Source organism: Vibrio sp. 1249-1 (assembly GCF_033340495.1).
This window is the reverse complement of the sequence record NZ_JAWOWJ010000003.1, coordinates 372838-391273: the sequence shown is the minus strand read 5'-3', so window position 1 is coordinate 391273 and position 18436 is coordinate 372838. Positions and strand designations below refer to the sequence as shown.

15 protein-coding genes are annotated in these 18436 nt (G+C 45.0%); 5 read left to right on the top strand and 10 right to left on the bottom strand.

From position 1 onward, the window contains the following. Positions 1 to 127: 127 nt before the first annotated feature. Complete coding sequence (locus R7Z50_RS08510) at positions 128 to 625, top strand: hypothetical protein (RefSeq protein WP_005375116.1); 498 nt, start codon at positions 128 to 130, stop codon at positions 623 to 625. An 85-nt stretch (positions 626 to 710) separates the two neighbouring features. Then, positions 711 to 2342 (top strand): ABC transporter ATP-binding protein, encoded by a 1632-nt coding sequence (locus tag R7Z50_RS08505; RefSeq protein ID WP_206949143.1) that lies wholly within the window; start codon positions 711 to 713, stop codon positions 2340 to 2342. Between the two features lie 242 nt (positions 2343 to 2584). Here R7Z50_RS08505 and R7Z50_RS08500 read toward each other — a convergent pair whose 3' ends face one another. Both R7Z50_RS08500 and R7Z50_RS08495 read right to left on the bottom strand, forming a co-directional pair. Next, the gene (locus R7Z50_RS08500; protein WP_213905469.1) at positions 2585 to 4618 is read right to left on the bottom strand and encodes a prolyl oligopeptidase family serine peptidase; all 2034 of its coding nucleotides are present in this window, start codon (positions 4616 to 4618) and stop codon (positions 2585 to 2587) included. Positions 4619 to 4738: 120 nt separating this feature from the next. After that, entirely contained in the window at positions 4739 to 5638 is a 900-nt protein-coding gene (locus tag R7Z50_RS08495) for a LysR family transcriptional regulator (protein ID WP_005375112.1), read from the bottom strand. Between the two features lie 162 nt (positions 5639 to 5800). Between R7Z50_RS08495 and R7Z50_RS08490 the strand changes: the two genes are divergently transcribed. Continuing rightward, a complete protein-coding gene (locus R7Z50_RS08490; protein WP_005375111.1) occupies positions 5801 to 7492 on the top strand; it encodes an L-lactate permease in 1692 nt (563 codons plus the stop codon). Between the two features lie 315 nt (positions 7493 to 7807). Then, positions 7808 to 8947 carry an FMN-dependent L-lactate dehydrogenase LldD gene (gene lldD, locus R7Z50_RS08485; RefSeq protein WP_005383962.1) on the top strand — a complete coding sequence of 380 codons (1140 nt, stop codon included), beginning with the start codon at positions 7808 to 7810 and terminating at the stop codon, positions 8945 to 8947. 90 nt (positions 8948 to 9037) lie between these two features. On the opposite strand, the gene R7Z50_RS08480 is transcribed toward lldD, so the two are convergent. Then, complete coding sequence (locus tag R7Z50_RS08480) at positions 9038 to 9385, bottom strand: helix-turn-helix domain-containing protein (RefSeq protein WP_005375109.1); 348 nt, start codon at positions 9383 to 9385, stop codon at positions 9038 to 9040. 301 nt (positions 9386 to 9686) lie between these two features. Between R7Z50_RS08480 and R7Z50_RS08475 the strand changes: the two genes are divergently transcribed. Then, complete coding sequence (locus tag R7Z50_RS08475) at positions 9687 to 10790, top strand: mechanosensitive ion channel family protein (protein WP_005375107.1); 1104 nt, start codon at positions 9687 to 9689, stop codon at positions 10788 to 10790. Between the two features lie 72 nt (positions 10791 to 10862). On the opposite strand, the gene R7Z50_RS08470 is transcribed toward R7Z50_RS08475, so the two are convergent. The 7 genes from R7Z50_RS08470 to tdh form a co-directional block, all read right to left on the bottom strand. Beyond that, positions 10863 to 11582, bottom strand: coding sequence for a carbonic anhydrase (locus tag R7Z50_RS08470; protein ID WP_017820518.1), 720 nt, complete (start codon positions 11580 to 11582; stop codon positions 10863 to 10865). Positions 11583 to 11723: 141 nt separating this feature from the next. Continuing rightward, positions 11724 to 12692, bottom strand: coding sequence for a spore coat protein U domain-containing protein (locus R7Z50_RS08465; RefSeq protein WP_318149011.1), 969 nt, complete (start codon positions 12690 to 12692; stop codon positions 11724 to 11726). Further along, positions 12689 to 15115: a fimbria/pilus outer membrane usher protein gene (locus tag R7Z50_RS08460; protein ID WP_394628226.1), complete on the bottom strand. Its 2427-nt coding sequence runs from the start codon at positions 15113 to 15115 to the stop codon at positions 12689 to 12691. Before R7Z50_RS08460 ends, R7Z50_RS08465 begins: the two co-directional genes overlap by 4 nt. Further along, positions 15115 to 15870, bottom strand: a complete 756-nt coding sequence (locus R7Z50_RS08455; RefSeq protein ID WP_170889972.1) for a molecular chaperone — start codon at positions 15868 to 15870, stop codon at positions 15115 to 15117. The genes R7Z50_RS08460 and R7Z50_RS08455 overlap by 1 nt, the downstream gene beginning before the upstream one ends. 20 nt (positions 15871 to 15890) lie before the next feature. Then, complete coding sequence (locus tag R7Z50_RS08450; RefSeq protein ID WP_318149028.1) at positions 15891 to 16388, bottom strand: spore coat U domain-containing protein; 498 nt, start codon at positions 16386 to 16388, stop codon at positions 15891 to 15893. Between the two features lie 39 nt (positions 16389 to 16427). Beyond that, positions 16428 to 16973 (bottom strand): spore coat U domain-containing protein, encoded by a 546-nt coding sequence (locus tag R7Z50_RS08445; RefSeq protein WP_005375099.1) that lies wholly within the window; start codon positions 16971 to 16973, stop codon positions 16428 to 16430. A gap of 389 nt (positions 16974 to 17362) precedes the next feature. Then, the gene (gene tdh / locus R7Z50_RS08440) at positions 17363 to 18394 is read right to left on the bottom strand and encodes an L-threonine 3-dehydrogenase (RefSeq protein WP_005383983.1); all 1032 of its coding nucleotides are present in this window, start codon (positions 18392 to 18394) and stop codon (positions 17363 to 17365) included. Positions 18395 to 18436: the final 42 nt, after the last annotated feature.

Sequence of the window (18436 nt, the reverse complement as noted above, 5' to 3'; positions counted from 1 at the left end):
AGTGATTTACCTTCCACCCTAGATTGATTGGACATTTTATGAACACACAAGTGATATTAACGCGCACTTGCAATTGATAATCAATTTCATTTAATATCTAAACAAATCAAATGTTGTGGAGATGGATATGAATATTGAGCAATGCTGGATGCGCTACTTAAAAGCGGAGCAACTGATGGAACAAGGCCATTGGCCAGAAGCTCATCGTTTATATGACGACGTGCTCAACAATCTACCCAACCACATTCATTTAGCGCTAGAAAATGCACAAACTAAACCTTGCCAATTTGTATGTCTCATTACGGGGCTTAGAGATGCCAGCGTGACGCAATCAGAGATTCTCAACAAACTCGGCTTACAGCATGATGCGTTCTCAATACTCAATCAAACTTACGCGCTATTTCAATTTTTGCAGCTAGAGAGCCATGAACTGATTGAGCGCGTAGGTCACCTACTTGGTCAACAGAGCGAAGACTTGTTAGCTCACATGGCGGCATTTTGCTCTGCCCAACGTAATGCTCAATGGATGATAGAACTCGAGCACGTAACGCGCGCGCATGAGCAGTTCTTACATTTGCAAGCAATGAGTTCGGCAAAATCTTCGCCTTCTCACCTGTATAATTAATCTAAAGCTCAAGCATTGAGGCCAGCTAGGTTTGTGCTATCCATTACTTGAGTATCATTTGCTTTATCAACCACAAGGATCTGTGATGTCTTCTAAAACCATTCTTTCGGTGAACAACCTATCAGTCAGCTTTACGACAAACGATGGGATCGTCGATGCAGTAAAGAATGTTAGCTTCGATTTAAAAGCAGGCGAGACGCTGTCCATCGTTGGCGAATCTGGCTCTGGCAAGTCAGTATCAACCAATGCACTGATGAAACTACTGCCAGACAACGCTATTTTGCATGAAAGCTCATCCATCATGTTTGAGGGTAGCTCCATCTTGGATAAAACAGAGCGTGAAATGCAAAATATTCGCGGTGATCGCATTGGCATGATTTTTCAAGAGCCGATGACCTCACTAAACCCGTACATGCGGGTGGGTATCCAAGTCGCTGAGGCCATAATGTGTCACCGCCCGGTCGACAGACGAACAGCAAAAGAAAAGGTGTTAGAGCTGTTTGAATTGGTTCATATGCCAAACCCAGAAAAAGCGTACAACAAGTACCCACACGAATTTTCTGGTGGTCAATTGCAACGCATCATGATTGCGATGGCACTGATTAACGAGCCCGATATTTTGATCGCCGACGAACCAACAACGGCGTTGGATGTCACGGTTCAAGCAGAAGTGTTGCACCTGATTAAAGAAATTCAGGCTCAGATGGGCATGGCAATCCTATTTATTACTCATGACTTAGGCGTCGTAAAACACTTTGCAGACCGTGTCATTGTGATGTGTAAAGGAGAAGTCGTCGAAGAAGGCGAAACGCAAATACTCTTCGAGGACCCAAAGCACGAATACACACGTATGCTAATCAACTCGATTCCTAAAGGCAGTAAGGAGCCTATTAGCGAAAGTGCTACACAGCTTTTAAAGGCCGACGATATACGAGTCAAATTCTTGGTAAAGTCGCATTTTATTGCGAGCAAGAATGAGTACTTCGAAGCGGTAAAAGGCATTTCTCTTGAGCTTAAACAAGGAGAGACCCTCGGGATCGTTGGGGAGTCCGGTTCAGGTAAGTCTACACTCGGCCGAGCTTTGATAGGTCTACTGCCCTCAACTGGCAAAATAGAATACAAAGGCCAAGATATGGCCTTGCTGACAAACAAAGAACGTTTTGAGCTGAAAAAAGACGTTCAGATGGTATTCCAAGACCCTTATGGTTCGCTTTCTCCTCGTATGACTATCGGCGAGATCATCACAGAAGGATTAACTGTCCACCAACCAATGTTGAGTAAAAAAGAACGTATGCAGAAAGCGCGCGACGTGCTCCGTGAGGTCCGCTTAGATCCCGCGTCCATCAACCGTTATCCGCACGAGTTTTCAGGAGGCCAGCGTCAGCGTATTGCTATCGCGCGAGCACTGATCCTTGAACCTTCGTTTATTCTGCTTGATGAGCCAACCTCTGCATTAGACCGCTCGGTGCAACTGACAGTGATTGACCTTCTGAAAGATTTGCAGAAAAAACACAATATTGGCTACTTGTTTATTAGCCACGATCTATCAGTAGTTAAAGCACTCTCTGATCGTGTTCTAGTCATGCAAAAGGGCGAGGTCATGGAACAAGGTACGGCCGAAAAGATTTTCCAAAACCCTAAAAATGACTACACGAAAAAACTGATAGATGCCTCATTTGATCTTGAAAACAGTGAAAATCAGCACAATGCGGCTTAGGTTCATCACAGTTTCATATTCATAAACTAGGATTAAGAAAAGGTGATAAATTCATCTTGTCTTAAGAATGGCGTAGCTGCCTTTCGGTTTGGCCGCCGAGACTGGTTGGTTCAAGAGTCAGACTTAGTCAACCTGGCTCAAATACTGGCAAACAGTATGAATTGAGTTCCCCCAACCATGAAAAATGCCGCGACACTGTCGCGGCATTTTTTTATTCTCAGAAGCTTCGAACAACTAGGGCATTAAATCGACTCAATACCCATATTATGTAACGTAAATGCATACACGTCTGTGGTGAGGTCAATTTGCTTACTCAGCGGCATTCCTGCACCATGACCGGCATTAACATCAATGCGTATCAATACTGGATTAGCGCCTTGCTGCTTGTCTTGCAGCTCCGCAATAAACTTGTACGAATGTGCTGGAACCACACGATCGTCGTGATCGGCGGTTGTCACCAATGTCGCAGGATATTGCACGTTTTCTTTTACATTGTGAACAGGAGAGTAGCCAAGCAAGTATTGGAACATCGCTTCGCTTTGCGAAGACGTGCCATAGTCATACTTCCAGCCTTCTCCAGACGTAAACGTGTGGTAACGCAGCATATCAAGCACGCCAACCGCAGGCAGCGCGACTTTGAATAGTTCAGGGCGTTGCGTCATACACGCTCCAACTAACAAACCACCATTAGAACCACCGCGAATCGCTAGGCGATCCGAGCTCGTGTAGTCGTTTTCAATCAGGTATTCCGCCGCCGCAATAAAGTCATCAAACACGTTTTGCTTTTGCTGCTGAGTGCCTGCGTTGTGCCAAGCTTTACCGTATTCACCGCCGCCTCGCATGTTGGCGACAGCGTAAATACCACCCAGTTCTAGCCAGTTGGACACATTGCCAGAAAACATTGGAGTGAGGCTGATGTTAAAACCGCCGTAACCATACAACATGGTTGGTGCTCTACCATCAAGTGCAATTCCCTTCTTGTATGAAATGATCATCGGAACTTGCGTGCCGTCTTTTGAGGTATAAAACACCTGTTTTGATTCATACTCATTACGATCGAACGGTGCCTTTGATTCCTGAAACAGTGTCGATTCACCAGATTCGACATCAAATGAGAAAATCGTCGGAGGCGTCACGTAGTTAGTGAATGTGTAATAAAGTGTGGTTTCTTCTTTTTTACCCGCCAGACCATAAGCCGTGCCTTCTCCCGGCAATTGTACATCTCGAATCCACTCACCTTGGTAGTTAAACTGCTGCACTTTAGAAAGCACATCTACCATATAAGTCGTAAACAGATAACCGCCACCTTTGCTGATTTCTAACGGCTGTTCTTGTTCAGCAATCACGTCAGCCCATTGTTCTGTCTGAGTGTTGTAGCTGACAACTTTGCCATTCGGCGCGTCTAGGTTGGTGTAAAGCAGCAAGGTTGCGTCTTGGCTATCAATTAAGTAGGTGTCTCCTTGCGTTGTCTCGCGCAGCGTCACAATTGCCTGTAACTCAGACTGTAAATCAATATAAAACAGACGATTACCCGATGTAGATTCTGCGCCAGAGATAATGAGGAAGCGATCATCTGTCGTCGTCGTACCAGACACATAACGATGAACTTGCGTATCCAACTCACCGAAAATCACTTTATCTTCAGATTGAGGTGTACCAAGTTCATGATAATAAAGCTTGTGATGCTCAGTTCGAGCAGACAACTCGCTGCCTTGCGGCTTATCGTAGCTTGAGTAATAGAAGCCTTTGCTGCCCAGCCAAGAAATCGACGTAAACTTCGCATCAACAATCTCAGGCTCTAGCTGTTCTTTGGTTTCCGTATCAATGACAAAGATCTTACGCCAATCACTGCCCCCTTCCGAGATGGAATACGCGACCAAACGGTAGTCTTTAGAGAAGCTGACTTCGCCAAGAGAGGTCGTGCCCTCTTCGGAGAAAGTATTTGGATCAAGGAAAACCTCGGCTTCTCCCTCGCCTTTACGTCGATACAATACGCTTTGGTTTTGCAAACCGTCGTTTTTGTAGAAGTAGGTGTAGTCACCACGAACAAATGGCTGGGAATATTTTTCGTAGTTTTGACTCTTCGCCACTAAGTCACGGATTTGTTGGCGGTACGGTATCTGACCAAGGAAATCGAAGGTGACCGAATTTTGACCCGAAACCCATTGAGCGGTTTCTTCACTGCGATCATCTTCTAACCAGCGATAAGGGTCGGCAATGTCGTGACCAAAATAAGTGTCCACGACAGAATCTTTACGTGTTTTTGGGTAATGCATAACGTCCGTGTTACTCCGTTGTTTTTATTAAGTTGTTTATCTTCAATCGTTTTATTGCGGTGATTACCTTAGAGCACCCTATTTTGATTTCAACGACATTGTTTTAAATCTATGAAGAACCTAGAAATAATGAGATATCGTTAAGTATCGGTCACGAATGTGCTCAATAAGCAGCTTCACTTTGTTCGGTGGTTGACGAGTAAACGGATACACCGCGTAGATACCCAACTTTTTACCTACTAATTCAGGAAAAATATCCACCAGTTGACCATTACGAATATCGTGATACACCAAACAGCGCGGGACGTAAGCAATACCATGGCCGCCCAGAGCGGCTTTACGTAATGCGGTCGCGTTATCAGTAGAAAAGCAGCCCGATACTTTGACGATGTAATTGCCATCTTCTCCTTTAAACTCCCAATCCGTTGCACCTGTGGTTTGGTAAGCGTATTGCAGACAATTGTGCGTGGTGAGATCAATCGGCTCGATCGGTTTCCCATTTTTCGCAATATAAGAAGGTGACGCGCATACCACCCATTGGGAATCGAGAATATGTCGTGCGATCAAACTAGAGTCGGCTAAGTAGCCAGTTCGAATGACTAAATCGTAACCATCAGCCACTAAATCGACAAAGCGATTATCCAATGACATGTCCACGGTCAGACCCGGATGAAGGTTACAAAATTCGGCAACAGCATCAGCAAGTATCAAATCTCCAGAGATACACGGCACGGACATTTTTATATGACCGCTCACATTCTCTCCAAAGCCTGCAACAGCATCCATAGCCTCCTGAGTGGCCTGCTTCACATTTTTAGCACTGTGGAGTAACACCTTACCTGCCTCGGTCAAGGTTAATTTGCGCGTTGTTCGATATAATAGCTGAGCCCCTATTTCTTCCTCCAACCTCGCCATTCTTTTGCTAACTACCGAATTTGTAAGGTTATTTGCCTCTGCAACCTTACTAAAGCTGCCAAGTTCGATTACTTGAGAAAATAGGATTAAGTCGTCTGCTCTCATACCATTATGTCACTTTTGGAATTAATTATTTTCATTATTTCCCTATATCAACAAAAAATAAAGGAGTAAATTCACGCCAAATTAACAAAACCATTACAACAAAAAGTCACCTCTACAGCGGATTGACACCGTTCGAGAAGTCAGCGTACGAAGGATGTACAAATGAGTGAAACCCTACTTGCCCTAGTGGCATTTTCGCCAATTGTTGTTGCCGCCATCTTATTGGTTGGTCTCAACTGGCCTGCTAAAAAAGCCATGCCTGTTGCGTTCGGTCTAACCGTCGCTATCGCACTTATGTTTTGGGATATGTCAGCCAATCGCGTACTGGCTTCCGTATTCCAAGGACTCGGCATTACTGTCTCTGTTCTATGGATCGTGTTTGGTGCCATCTTCTTGCTCAACACTTTAAAACACACTGGAGCGATCACCACAATCCGTAATGGATTTACCGATATTTCGGCTGACCGCCGTGTACAAGCCATCATCATTGCTTGGTGCTTTGGCTCGTTCATTGAAGGCGCATCTGGGTTCGGTACCCCGGCAGCAATCGCTGCACCACTGCTGGTTGCAATCGGCTTCCCTGCGCTAGCCGCTGTCCTAATGGGCATGATGATTCAGTCTACGCCTGTTTCATTCGGCGCGGTAGGCACGCCTATCATCGTAGGTGTAAACAAAGGTTTAGACACCCATAACATCAGTGAGTCGTTGGCCGCACAAGGTGCAACGTGGGAAATGTACCTGCAAGATATCACAGCGCACGTTGCTGTCATTCACGCAGTCGTAGGTACGATGATCCCGGTATTAATGGCGATGATGTTAACACGTTTCTTCGGCAAGAACAGAAGCTGGAGTGAAGGCCTGGATATTCTACCATTTGCGTTATTCGCTGGTGTCTCTTTCACCGTTCCATACGCGTTAACCGGCGTATTCTTGGGCGCAGAGTTCCCTTCACTTATCGGTGGTTTGGTTGGTCTGTCTATCGTTGTTACCGCAGCGAAAAAAGGCTTCTTAGTACCAAAGACTAAGTGGGATTTCGAAAGCGAAGACAAATGGCCTGCAGAGTGGTTAGGTTCGCTAAAAGTCGATCTAAACGACAATCCGGGCAAGCCAATGAGCATCGTAAAAGCTTGGGTTCCATATGTAATGCTGGCAGTTATTCTCGTCGCAAGCCGCGTAAGCCCAGAACTGAAAGGCTTTGTACAAAGCGTAAGTTTGTCGTTCAGCAACATTCTTGGTGAGACTGGCGTTAGCGCTGCGATTCAGCCGTTATACCTTCCTGGTGGCATTCTGGTGTTTGTCGCACTACTTGCTGCAATGTTACAAAGCGGCAGCGTAAAGCCATTGCGTGAAGCATTTGGCGAGTCAAGCAAAACACTGATTGGGGCGGGTTTTGTCTTGGTATTTACCATTCCGATGGTTCGTATCTTTATCAACTCAGGCATCAACGGTGCTGACCTAGCAAGTATGCCCGTCACAACCGCAAACTTCGCCTCTGACCTTGTTGGTTCTGCGTTCCCAGCGCTGAGTGCCACCGTTGGTGCACTGGGTGCGTTCATCGCTGGCTCAAACACGGTATCAAATATGATGTTCAGCCAGTTCCAATTCGAAGTGGCACAAACGTTGTCTATTTCGAGCGTGATTGTTGTATCACTCCAAGCCGTCGGTGCTGCCGCAGGTAACATGATTGCGATTCACAACGTTGTTGCCGCATCAGCCACGGTAGGTTTGCTTGGTCGAGAAGGCGCAACATTGCGTAAGACGATTATCCCTACGTTCTACTACATTGTAATGACAGGCATTATTGGATTGGTGCTGATTTATGGCTTCCAAATGACAGATGTCTTAATGAAGTAACGCGAAATGCAGGGTTTACAGCCCTGCCTAATTTGACACAGCTGTCTGCACTACTACCCCGACATGTTGATTTAGCTTGCTACATCAATTCCCCCGACAGCTGTGTCACCCTTTCCAGTTTGCATAACTGATTGAGTGATTTAATAAAATTTTTCAACCAATTATGTAAATGGGTTACCAACATCACCGATTCAAACGTAAGTGAACCATAGGTAACTATACTCATTTTGATGTCTTCACTGCTTTGCGATGAAGACTCAACGAAAGAGCAAATTGCTCCACAACTTTGCTTAGAATAACCGCTAGGACACCATTATGATTATCTCAGCTTCTACTGACTACCGCGCTGCCGCGAAAGCCAAGCTTCCCCCGTTTCTATTCCATTATATTGATGGCGGCTCATACGACGAACGCACGCTGAAGCGTAATACTGACGATTTAGGTGATGTCGCTCTTCGCCAACGCGTCCTACGCGATATGACAGATTTGAGCCTCGAAACCGAGATCTTCGGTGAGAAACTGGCAATGCCAATCGCGCTAGCTCCTGTTGGTCTAACTGGTATGTACGCGCGCCGAGGCGAGGTGCAAGCAGCAAAAGCAGCCGAGAAAAAAGGCATCCCATTTACTATGTCGACTGTTTCAGTTTGTCCGATTGAAGAAGTCGCACCTGCAATTGAACGTCCAATGTGGTTCCAGCTTTACGTGCTTAAAGACCGTGGCTTTATGAAAAACGTACTTGAGCGTGCAAAAGCAGCAGGCGTAACAACGCTGGTGTTTACCGTTGATATGCCAGTTCCTGGCGCACGTTACCGTGACATGCACTCAGGTATGAGTGGTCCTAACGCGGCCATGCGTCGTGTATTCCAGGCGATGCGCCACCCAAGCTGGGCGCTGGATGTGGGTCTACTTGGTAAACCGCACGACTTAGGTAACATCTCAACTTATCGTGGCGAACCAACAAAGCTAGAAGATTACATCGGCTGGTTAGGCGCAAACTTCGACCCTTCTATCTCCTGGAAAGATCTTGAGTGGATTCGTGATTTTTGGGATGGCCCAATGGTTATCAAAGGCATTCTAGATGAAGAAGACGCGAAAGATGCGGTACGTTTCGGCGCAGATGGCATTGTGGTATCTAACCATGGTGGCCGTCAGTTAGATGGCGTACTTTCAAGTGCTAAAGCACTACCAAGCATTGCGGATGCGGTAAAAGGTGATCTTAAGATCTTCGTAGACTCTGGTATTCGTACTGGTCTTGATGTCGTTCGTATGCTCGCACTTGGTGCAGACTGTACGCTTCTTGGCCGTTCATTTGTATACGCATTGGCAGCACAAGGCGGAGCAGGCGTTGAAAATCTACTGGATCTGTACGATAAAGAAATGCGTGTAGCAATGACGCTGACTGGCGCTAAGTCTATCGCGGATCTTTCACGCGATTCGCTAGTGAAAATCCCATAATCTTTGCAAGCGAGCAAAACAGAAACGAAAAAACGAGCCAACAGTGGCTCGTTTTTTATTGCTCTTCAACCCGATAATTTGACGAGCAAGCTAGCTAACTTGGTGAACGTACTCGATCACGACTTGGTTTCCGTCGATGAACACGTTACTGATATCGCCATCCACCGTCACACGATTTTGTAAATAAACGGTACCAGATGCAGATAGATCACGCTCCGTCAAAGACGGAATCACCTGACCAGGACGTACATGTAGCTGCTCGCATAGCTGTTTTACAAAACCTAGCGTCAGTGGAGAATTACCACGTAACAAGCCAGAAAACTCGTGTAGACTCAAACCAAGGCGCTTCGCCATTTCCATTTGAGTGATGTGCATTTTGGCTTTTTGTGACATCCAGATGTCGTAGAGCGCGTTTCGATCCAGCTCTGTAAATTCCATATCTGCCTCCGCTAATTCAAGAGCCAATACACTCTCACACTTACTTAAGATAAATGTTAGCGATAAGTCAGAGAAGTTATAATTGATCGTCCAAATATCAACCCTCAATCATTGGTAGCGTACCTCTGAACATGCATGAAGCGGTCGCTCAACAGAACATTGAGGTGACTCTCTTGTCATCGGAAGGAAAAGTCCATCTCGGACGGTTTAGACATAAGTAAATGATTTAAAGGAAATCACTGGGGTGAAGGAGTAATATCTGCTACCTTTCCTTCCATGGTTCACTAGAAATAAGTTACATATGCCACAGTGGTTTACCGAATTACAAAGCTACATTGAAACGTCTCATCAAAATTGGAGTGGGAGCGTCCTTTTCATTACGCTCGCTAGCTTTATAGCTTGGATAGCTTGGCGGCTGATCCGCTCTCGCCTCGCTGCGCTCGTAGAGAAAACACCCTTCCACTGGGATGACATGTTGCTTGATGCGCTAAAAGCGCCAGTCAGTACACTCATTTGGTGTTGGCCAGCAACCGTCTCTATCGGCATCATATTAGAGAGCGAGCTCAACGATAAAATAAACTGGTTAAGTACGCTGAAACTGATTTTAATCATCAGCATCTTCGTATGGACCGTTATGCGGCTCATTACCAATGTTGAAGAGCATGTTCTCGAACAAAAGAACCGAGATGAAACAACAGTACAAGCGATAGCTAAGGTCGCGCGCCTGTTCTTTATTACCGTCGGAATTCTAACCGTAATGCAGGCATTTGGTCTGTCACTATCGGGCCTACTTACCTTCGGTGGTGTTGGTGGTTTGATCGTCGGTTTAGCGGCGAAGGATTTGCTGTCTAACTTTTTTGGAGGTCTTATGATCTACTTCGATCGTCCATTTAAAGTTGGCGATTGGATCCGTTCTCCAGACCGACAAATAGAGGGGACGGTAGAACGCATTGGCTGGCGTATGACCATTATCCGAACTTTCGATAAGCGTCCACTGTATGTGCCAAACTCAGTGTTTAGCAGCATTGTCGTAGAAAACCCATCTCGCATGCTGAACCGACGCATCTACGAAAAAATTGGACTTCGTTACGACGATGCAGAAAAAATGCCGCAAATTATCACCGCGGTAAAAGAAATGCTGAAAAATCACAAAGACATTGATGCACGCCAAACACTTATCGTCAACTTCGATACATTCGGTCCATCATCGTTGCACTTCTTTATCTATACCTTTACTAAAACCGTGAATTGGGTGAGATACCATGAGGTTAAGCAGGACATACTGCTTAAGGTAATCAACATCATTAAAGAACACGATGCAGATATCGCGTTCCCTACTCAGACGCTTAAGCTTGATCCTATACAAATGGTAAAAGCGGAAGAGCAAGAAGATCACGGCTTCTAGTTCTCACCAATACCCAAATAATCAAGCCCGCTGTGTTTAAGCGGGCTTTTTATTTTTCTTCGCATGAAGTGGTTATTGTTGCGTTAACACCATACGTGCATTCAGCGGTTGGATTGGGCGATTGTTTTTCCCCATGACTTCCGAAAAAGATTTTATCTGCTCAGGAGAAATAGTTTGTGCTTCTTTCATCACCAACCAACGCACACCTTCAGAGCATGGTGGTGTCGTTAGTGAGCCGTTAAAGCGGTAGTAGTCTTTATCACTTGGGATAAGGGCATCCGCATCAAATGGAACCTTGATGGTAACATCTTGATCTTTAGTTGGAATGTTAGCTAGCATCTTAGCTAGATCTGGGTTCGCGCCACCCAGTTTAAAGAACACCGCGACAACAGCTAGATGACCTACTTTGTCGGCATGCACAAAGTGTACTTCTAGTGGGTATTCTTTACCATCCACATGGTTTTCAGATGGCGTATGGAAGTGGAACTGTTTCAACGTAAACTCTTTACCATCAATGGTGAGTGTGTTTTTGCCTTCTAAACCAATCTGTAAAGTGTGACCGTTGTTCAGCAGTGAAATTGCCTTACCTTCGTAGTCGAAATTCAATTTTTCTAGCTTCGCTTCGGTCGCCGATTCAATGTTGATTGGGCTCTGGTTTTGACCTTTCGCGCACTCAGATGCAAACTCACCCCAATGAGCTGGCCCATGGTTTCCCTCGTAGCCCCAGCTTGCTGCATAAGCTGTTCCTGTAAATACCAGTGCCAAACCTAATGTTGTTAGTGACTTCTTCATCATTTTCCTTATTTCTGAAAGTTAAATTCCGTGAGAATAAAGCCATACTAATCTCACAAAATTAAGCAGTGACAGAGTGAAAACTATGATTACAAAAGATTTTTGGAATAGAAGCCTCTAATGATGTAATTGACATGATGCTCAAAATTGAACGTCAACGATTATTGAGTCGGTGTAAGTACCAGCAGGAGGGGTCGTTTGGCTGGTTAGTATCTGCGCGCGATAATTATAATTCTGTGGCGTGATACCATCCGGAATGGAGCCGCCAGTATCGACGTCACTGTGTTCACGACGTTCAGAACTGGTGCCTCCCCAGCGCTCCATCGTTGATGACTTATAGATTTCATACTCCAAATAGTGACCACTAAAAATCATTCGCCGCTGACCGCCGGACGCATTTAGGCCGTCATTCAAGCCAATGGAGAAGGAACTATTCTTGGTACAAGTTAACGATATAACCTGACTGACTGGCTCAAAACCGGCCACTAATGGGGACGAACCAAAATCAATATCTGGCGCCGTGATCATACAATCAGGGGTCACTTCCAACTCAACCGTAATCACGCTTTGAGCGCTGCCATTGGTGCGGCCAATGCATACCCCTAGAACCCCGATCCCCTTACAGTAATCCCAAATCCAGGATACGGTGATTTGGTCTTTATAAGTCCCAGCGGAAAGATTACTACCCACTCCCGTCCGAGCATAAAGCGGAAACTCAGCTTGAGTGCCAAACAACCCGAGTAAATCGAGTAACCCGATTTCAAAAAAATTGTAAGTTTGGCCGAATACATACTCTTGTGAAAGACCTGGATCGCCAAAAATCTGATAGCTGAGCTCCGAACTCGGATCATCCTCATTTAATAGCAAACCATTATTTATGCTGTTAAACGTTGCTGATACGTAGTCGCCACTTAACAAAGACACAAGTGTAGAAAAGTCACACGTAATCCCCGCATGAGGCTGAGCTGAGCTTTGCTGCTGAGAGCTTGAAACAGTACACGAAGAAACATTGCCAAACAAGATTAAAGGTGTTGCCGCCGTGAGCTGACAAGCCATTGTCGAGAACGAGAAAAAGAGAAGTAGGCTAGCAAGCCAGCGGCGCAAAATCATAGTGCGCCCTCTTCTTCGGCTTTGATACAAACCTGCTCAGGCAATGTTTGTATTTTTTGACTCTCACGCTGATACAACCCCTCAATAAACACTTTACATGGCGGCTGTCCTTGAGGATAAAACTGAATGTAGCGGCCTGGGTCAACGCCTTCAAAGTAGGTAAAACCATCCCAACCAATTTGGCTTGTTAAGCCCGTTTCTGAGCGGCCATATGTACCAATCGGAAGGAACAAATGATTTTCGTCTACCACCGTCATGCTCAGTGCAATTTGTAGCTCTATTGGGAACTCTAACAGGTAGCCGTAGCCCGAATGTATCGAAGCAAACTGCTCTGTCGCAGAAAACGCAGCATTGGCTGGTAAATTAAGTGGATCGATTTCATATTTGGCGGTGTAATACGCCGTAGCCCAAGGAACAAGTAGGTAACCTTCATCGTCTGTCACTCCGACAATTTGATTCTCATATTTAACCGGAATACCTTCAAAACCACTGGTGCTCACTACCGCAAAGCTGTCATACACTTCATTCGCTGGGAATATTTCTCCATCCAACGTAGAGACTGAACCTGCCATTTCCGCAAAATAATCATAGTCGCCACTGGTGCCATTTAACCCCGCTCTGAACTGCGCCCATGACGCACGGTAGGTCAAATCGGCCTGTTTACGGTTTTCTGGGTGTTCGTTAATATCATGCGCTAAATTGACGCCCCATCCACCTCGTATTGGCGCAAGGCGGCTGTAACCCACTCGCCCTCGCACATCGCCATCGTCCTCTCTTTTCAGCGTTAGCCCCGAACTTCCCCCCAAAGAACTGAAAGGTAGAGAGAATTGCGCCAACGTAACACTCTGACCACCAATACTATGGTTGTAAGAAAGGGACATATTGATATTAAAAGGCAGAGCGTAGCTATAAGTAAGGTTTAGGGTACGTGAATCTGAGTCGGATTGTTGAATATCAAAGTACCCACCAGAAAGTGAGCCCCAATCTCCCAAACGGACTCCCATATTGATTTGTGATAGATGGCGCGACGCGAGTGAAGCGTCCTTGCCTTCATCGAGCATTTCATAATTTGGTAAATGAGATAAGGTATAAAAGTCGGCTTGTTCTACTTGAGTTCGAGCAGCGAAGCTAAACAGCCGAGACTGATAACTATAACCTAGCGCATATGAGGTAGATTGATCCTGAAAATTACTCACACGAAACGAGGCATCCACCGTACCCAAGTTGAAAGCATTGGTGACAAAGCCCAGCCCCGCAACGATCAGGTCATCTTTTGCTTCAGCTTGAGCTTCTAATGTTAACCAATCAGTCATGCCATGACGCAGAGCGGTAACCACGCCACCGTCTCCATAGTCGTTAGATGCATTACCGAAATTTTCTCTGATCGCACCAATACTCGCACTGTAAGATGTAAATCCGGTCTTGAGTAGATCGGAAGAGAGAAAAAATGGGCTGGTCATGACCGTTTGCTTACCCTGAGCATCCGTTGCAATTACCGTTGCTTCCCCAGCACCAGAGAGCATTGGAATATCGTTAATAATGAAAGGACCGGGACCAACATTCATTGAGTCAGTTTTAAAGCCATTGATAAACAAATCTAACGTAGTGGGCGCTGTGACTTCACCGTAAAATGCAGGTAACGGCGTCGTCACGACATCCGGACGCATAGAGAAATCATGCGACAACTGAATACCCGCCAGTCTTACTGGTTGGCTCCAAGATAAAGGGCGAACAATATAGTCCCCTACCTCCATACGAATTCGCTTCTCTTGATTGACGTACTCGTAACTCGTATCAAAACGAGTGTACTGGCTGCTTTGCTGGGACTGAACATCGCGATGAAAGTTAGATTTAAATATCCCGGTAGTAGAAAAAACGCCAAACTCAGAAAAGGCTCTGACTTCATGATTTATAGAAACCTCCTTTTGTCGGCTTTCGTTCTCGTACACACCAAATACGTTGTAGTTAAGCAGGCCACCACGCCCAAACTGAGCCGGGGAAAATCGCCCCATATCCTGCGCTGATAAGTTCTGCATCGGTAACCAATTAGGCGGTACGTCAATTGCAAGTTGCAATGACGATTGCAAGTAACGCACGTTAACACCTGGGATAGACGTAACCTCAAGTCTCTCTTCGGTTCCAGGCAACGACTTGGCGGTAACCCCAACTGAAATGAGGTCCTCCCGGAGCAAAAAGAACTGATCGCCAACTCGCTCAACTTTCGCAACAAGCCCTGTTGCTCTTTGATTGATCACCAACTCCAGATTGAGGCTGATATTCTCAAACTTTTCTAAAGAGAAATTTTCAGGACTCGGTAGCTCAGAGAAGTGGTTTGCTGAATTTGCACAAAGACCAATACTGCTCCACGTTACGCTAAGTAATATCAACCAAAAGAAAGCATTCATTGTATTAAATCTATTCATTATTGCTTCAATGGTATTTGGTAACGTTTACCTCCAATATTCGCGCTCAAACTCATAGGTCTAACATTACTATGGGGAATAGACCAAACCTTATACTGTTCAGGAAGAATATAGCCAGCTAGTCCATCGGAAATAACGACAGGATCTTTATTTGGTAGGTTCAATTGTAAATTCACTAAGCGAACATGGTGTTTTCCTGAATTTTTAATGTGAACAAAACGCTGATTATTTTTCTTAATAAACTGTGCCTGTAAATCATCCCATAATTCACTGTCACGGTTTGGTTTTTGAGTATCAGTCAGCCCTTTCCCGTAAATAAACAAAGGTATCGAGTAACGCATTCGGACTTTTACAGCGAGTTCATTTTCCGTCAATTCTGTTTGAGGGTTTTGAGTTGGCGGTAATTCATCTATGATCACTCGGTATGCATACTCCTTGCCCGCAGAGGCTTCATCTTGGTTGATGATGCGGATTAACTGCTTTTCACCTGGTTCAATTTTGACAAACGGAGGGGTTGCAATTAACTGGCTTTGACTTGAATAGCTATCTTCTCCTTCGTTTTGTTCCCACTTAAAAATTCTCACCTGTAAATAAGAATCAACACTGCCTTTATTTACCATCCAAAGTGATGTTGCATTACTCTCCTCTGATATTTTGGGGTAAATCGGCCAAATTAATAATGAGTTAGCGTTGGCATTTGAGAAAAAAACAAAAAGGAAGGTTATTAATAATAGTTTTTTGAGTATGAATTCCATTTCACCCCTCCAAAGTTCACTTACCACTCTAATGTCAGCGTAAGCGTATCCATATAAATTCCAGCCATTTCATTCCCATTTATTGTCGCCTTTGCCCAGATAGGAAACTGAATATTATCTGGGTCTTGGTCAGTATCGACGGAATATTGCGTGTCAATATCAAGCACCTGCGTGTAATTTAGATCCTGGAACAAAAAGTAACCTACCGTTGTCGCTTCTTCACTGTGCTTTAGCTTACGTACACCATCCGATGCATTCATCCCGCCATTTACGGAAACATTCATCGTAATACCCGGAGTACAGCTTAATGTGAGTGATGAACTGTAAGTGATGCTGCCTTGTACTTCCGTCGCGTAAACTGAAGAATGCTCACCAAAATCTAACGTGCCTATTTGCCCGGCTTGGGTTGCGCTTTCTTCTTGTACTGCGCCGTTAATCAAACAACCTGTATCTACGGTGGCAGACACCTGAAAAGTTTGTGTCGCATCAGCCAGCACAGTTAAAGAGCACAAACTCATCGCGACAAGTGAAAAGCCCCTAACAACCAGCGTCACGTTTTACCAGCTTAGCGTCACACTGATGGTATCGGAGTATGTACCGGCAATGCTGCTCGTACCGTAAGCTTTCGCAAAAAGCTCAATAGTTTGCGATGTTGCACTAGTAAATTCAGACAGAGCTACCGTCCCACCTTGTATAATTTGTGTGCTTCGGTCTGAGTCGGTAAACAACGTATAATCAATAAATTGCGCGCCATTTGACATCGCGTAGGTACCAACGGTCGCACTTGCATCATACAATCCGGTGCCCAATGTAAACGTCGGTGTCACACCATTACTACAAAGCACTTCAATACCCGTCGCACTACCACCATTTACCACACCATCTTGTTCACTGAAGATTGCAGGCACGTCTCCAAAGGCGAGTGAGCCAAAGCCAACGCCAGAAGCGGCATCTACCGCATTATTTCCATTAATCACACAACCTTGTACAAGGTTAATTGAAACATCAATCGTACCGCTCACTGACGCTCCACTCGCTTGCCAACTAAATGAGGTTAAGAGCAGAGGCATCATCAGATAAAATCTTTTCATATAAAGCTCCATTTTTACATTCCACTGTATATCGGTAACCTTTTTATTAGTTATAGCTCAATTATGAAAAACCAAATGCATATAAAATGTAAAACAATAAAAAGAAGCAGGATAAGGATAAAGACGAACAGCAAATAAAAACATTAAACTTAAAAATGACGATTTTTAAGCATGTAATTCTAAATAATAACCACTAAAAACAAATGGTTATTATCTTATTCCAAATACAGAATCGACAATGAGTTAGAAGGTAGGGCGAAGTTGAGTGGAAAGAATCTTAAAAAAGTAGCAGAACGATACGAGAAGTTTAGAAAAGATTGGCGACCATTTCTTCCCGAAACAAAAATCTTCATTAAACAAAAATGCGCCCCAAAAAGGAGCGCATTTCTTACTTGAATAAGTTATTCCCAATCAAGAATAACTTTGCCTGACATACCGCTGCGCATTACATCGAAGCCTTCTTGGAAGTCATCAATCTTGTAGTGGTGCGTGATGATTGGCGATAGATCCAGACCAGATTGGATCAGTGAAGCCATCTTGTACCAAGTTTCGAACATTTCGCGACCGTAGATACCTTTGATCACCAAGCCTTTGAAGATAACTTGGTTCCAGTCGATACCCATGTCTGACGGTGGAATACCGAGTAGTGCAATGCGACCACCGTGGTTCATTGTGGTTAGCATTGAGTTGAATGCTGCTGGGTTACCAGACATTTCTAGACCAACGTCGAAGCCTTCTGTCATGCCTAGCTCAGCCATTACATCTTCAAGCTTCTCTTCAGCAACGTTTACTGCGCGTGTTACACCCATCTTACGAGCAAGTTCTAGACGGTATTCGTTCACGTCTGTGATCACTACGTGACGAGCACCAACGTGCTTTGCTACTGCCGCTGCCATGATACCGATTGGGCCAGCACCTGTGATAAGCACGTCTTCGCCTACTAGGTCGAAAGAAAGTGCTGTGTGTACTGCGTTACCAAACGGATCAAAGATAGACGCTAGATCGTCAGAGATGCCTTCAGGGATCTTGAACGCATTGAACGCTGGGATCACTAGGTATTCAGCGAATGCACCTTCACGGTTAACACCCACACCAATTGTGTTACGACATAGGTGAGTACGGCCACCACGACAGTTACGACAATGACCACACGTGATGTGACCTTCGCCAGATACGCGGTCACCGATTTCAAAGCCACGAACTTCCTGACCAATCGCAACCACTTCACCCACGTATTCGTGACCGACAACCATAGGCACTGGAATGGTTTTTTGTGACCATTCGTCCCAGTTATAGATGTGTACGTCTGTACCACAGATAGCGGTTTTCTTAATTTTGATCAGAATGTCGTTATGGCCGACTTCAGGTTTATCAACCTCAGTCATCCAGATGCCTTCTTCAGGCTTTAGCTTTGATAATGCTTTAATTTTCATAATGTAACCTTAATTAAAGGCCCTATTGTCTAAGGCCTAGAA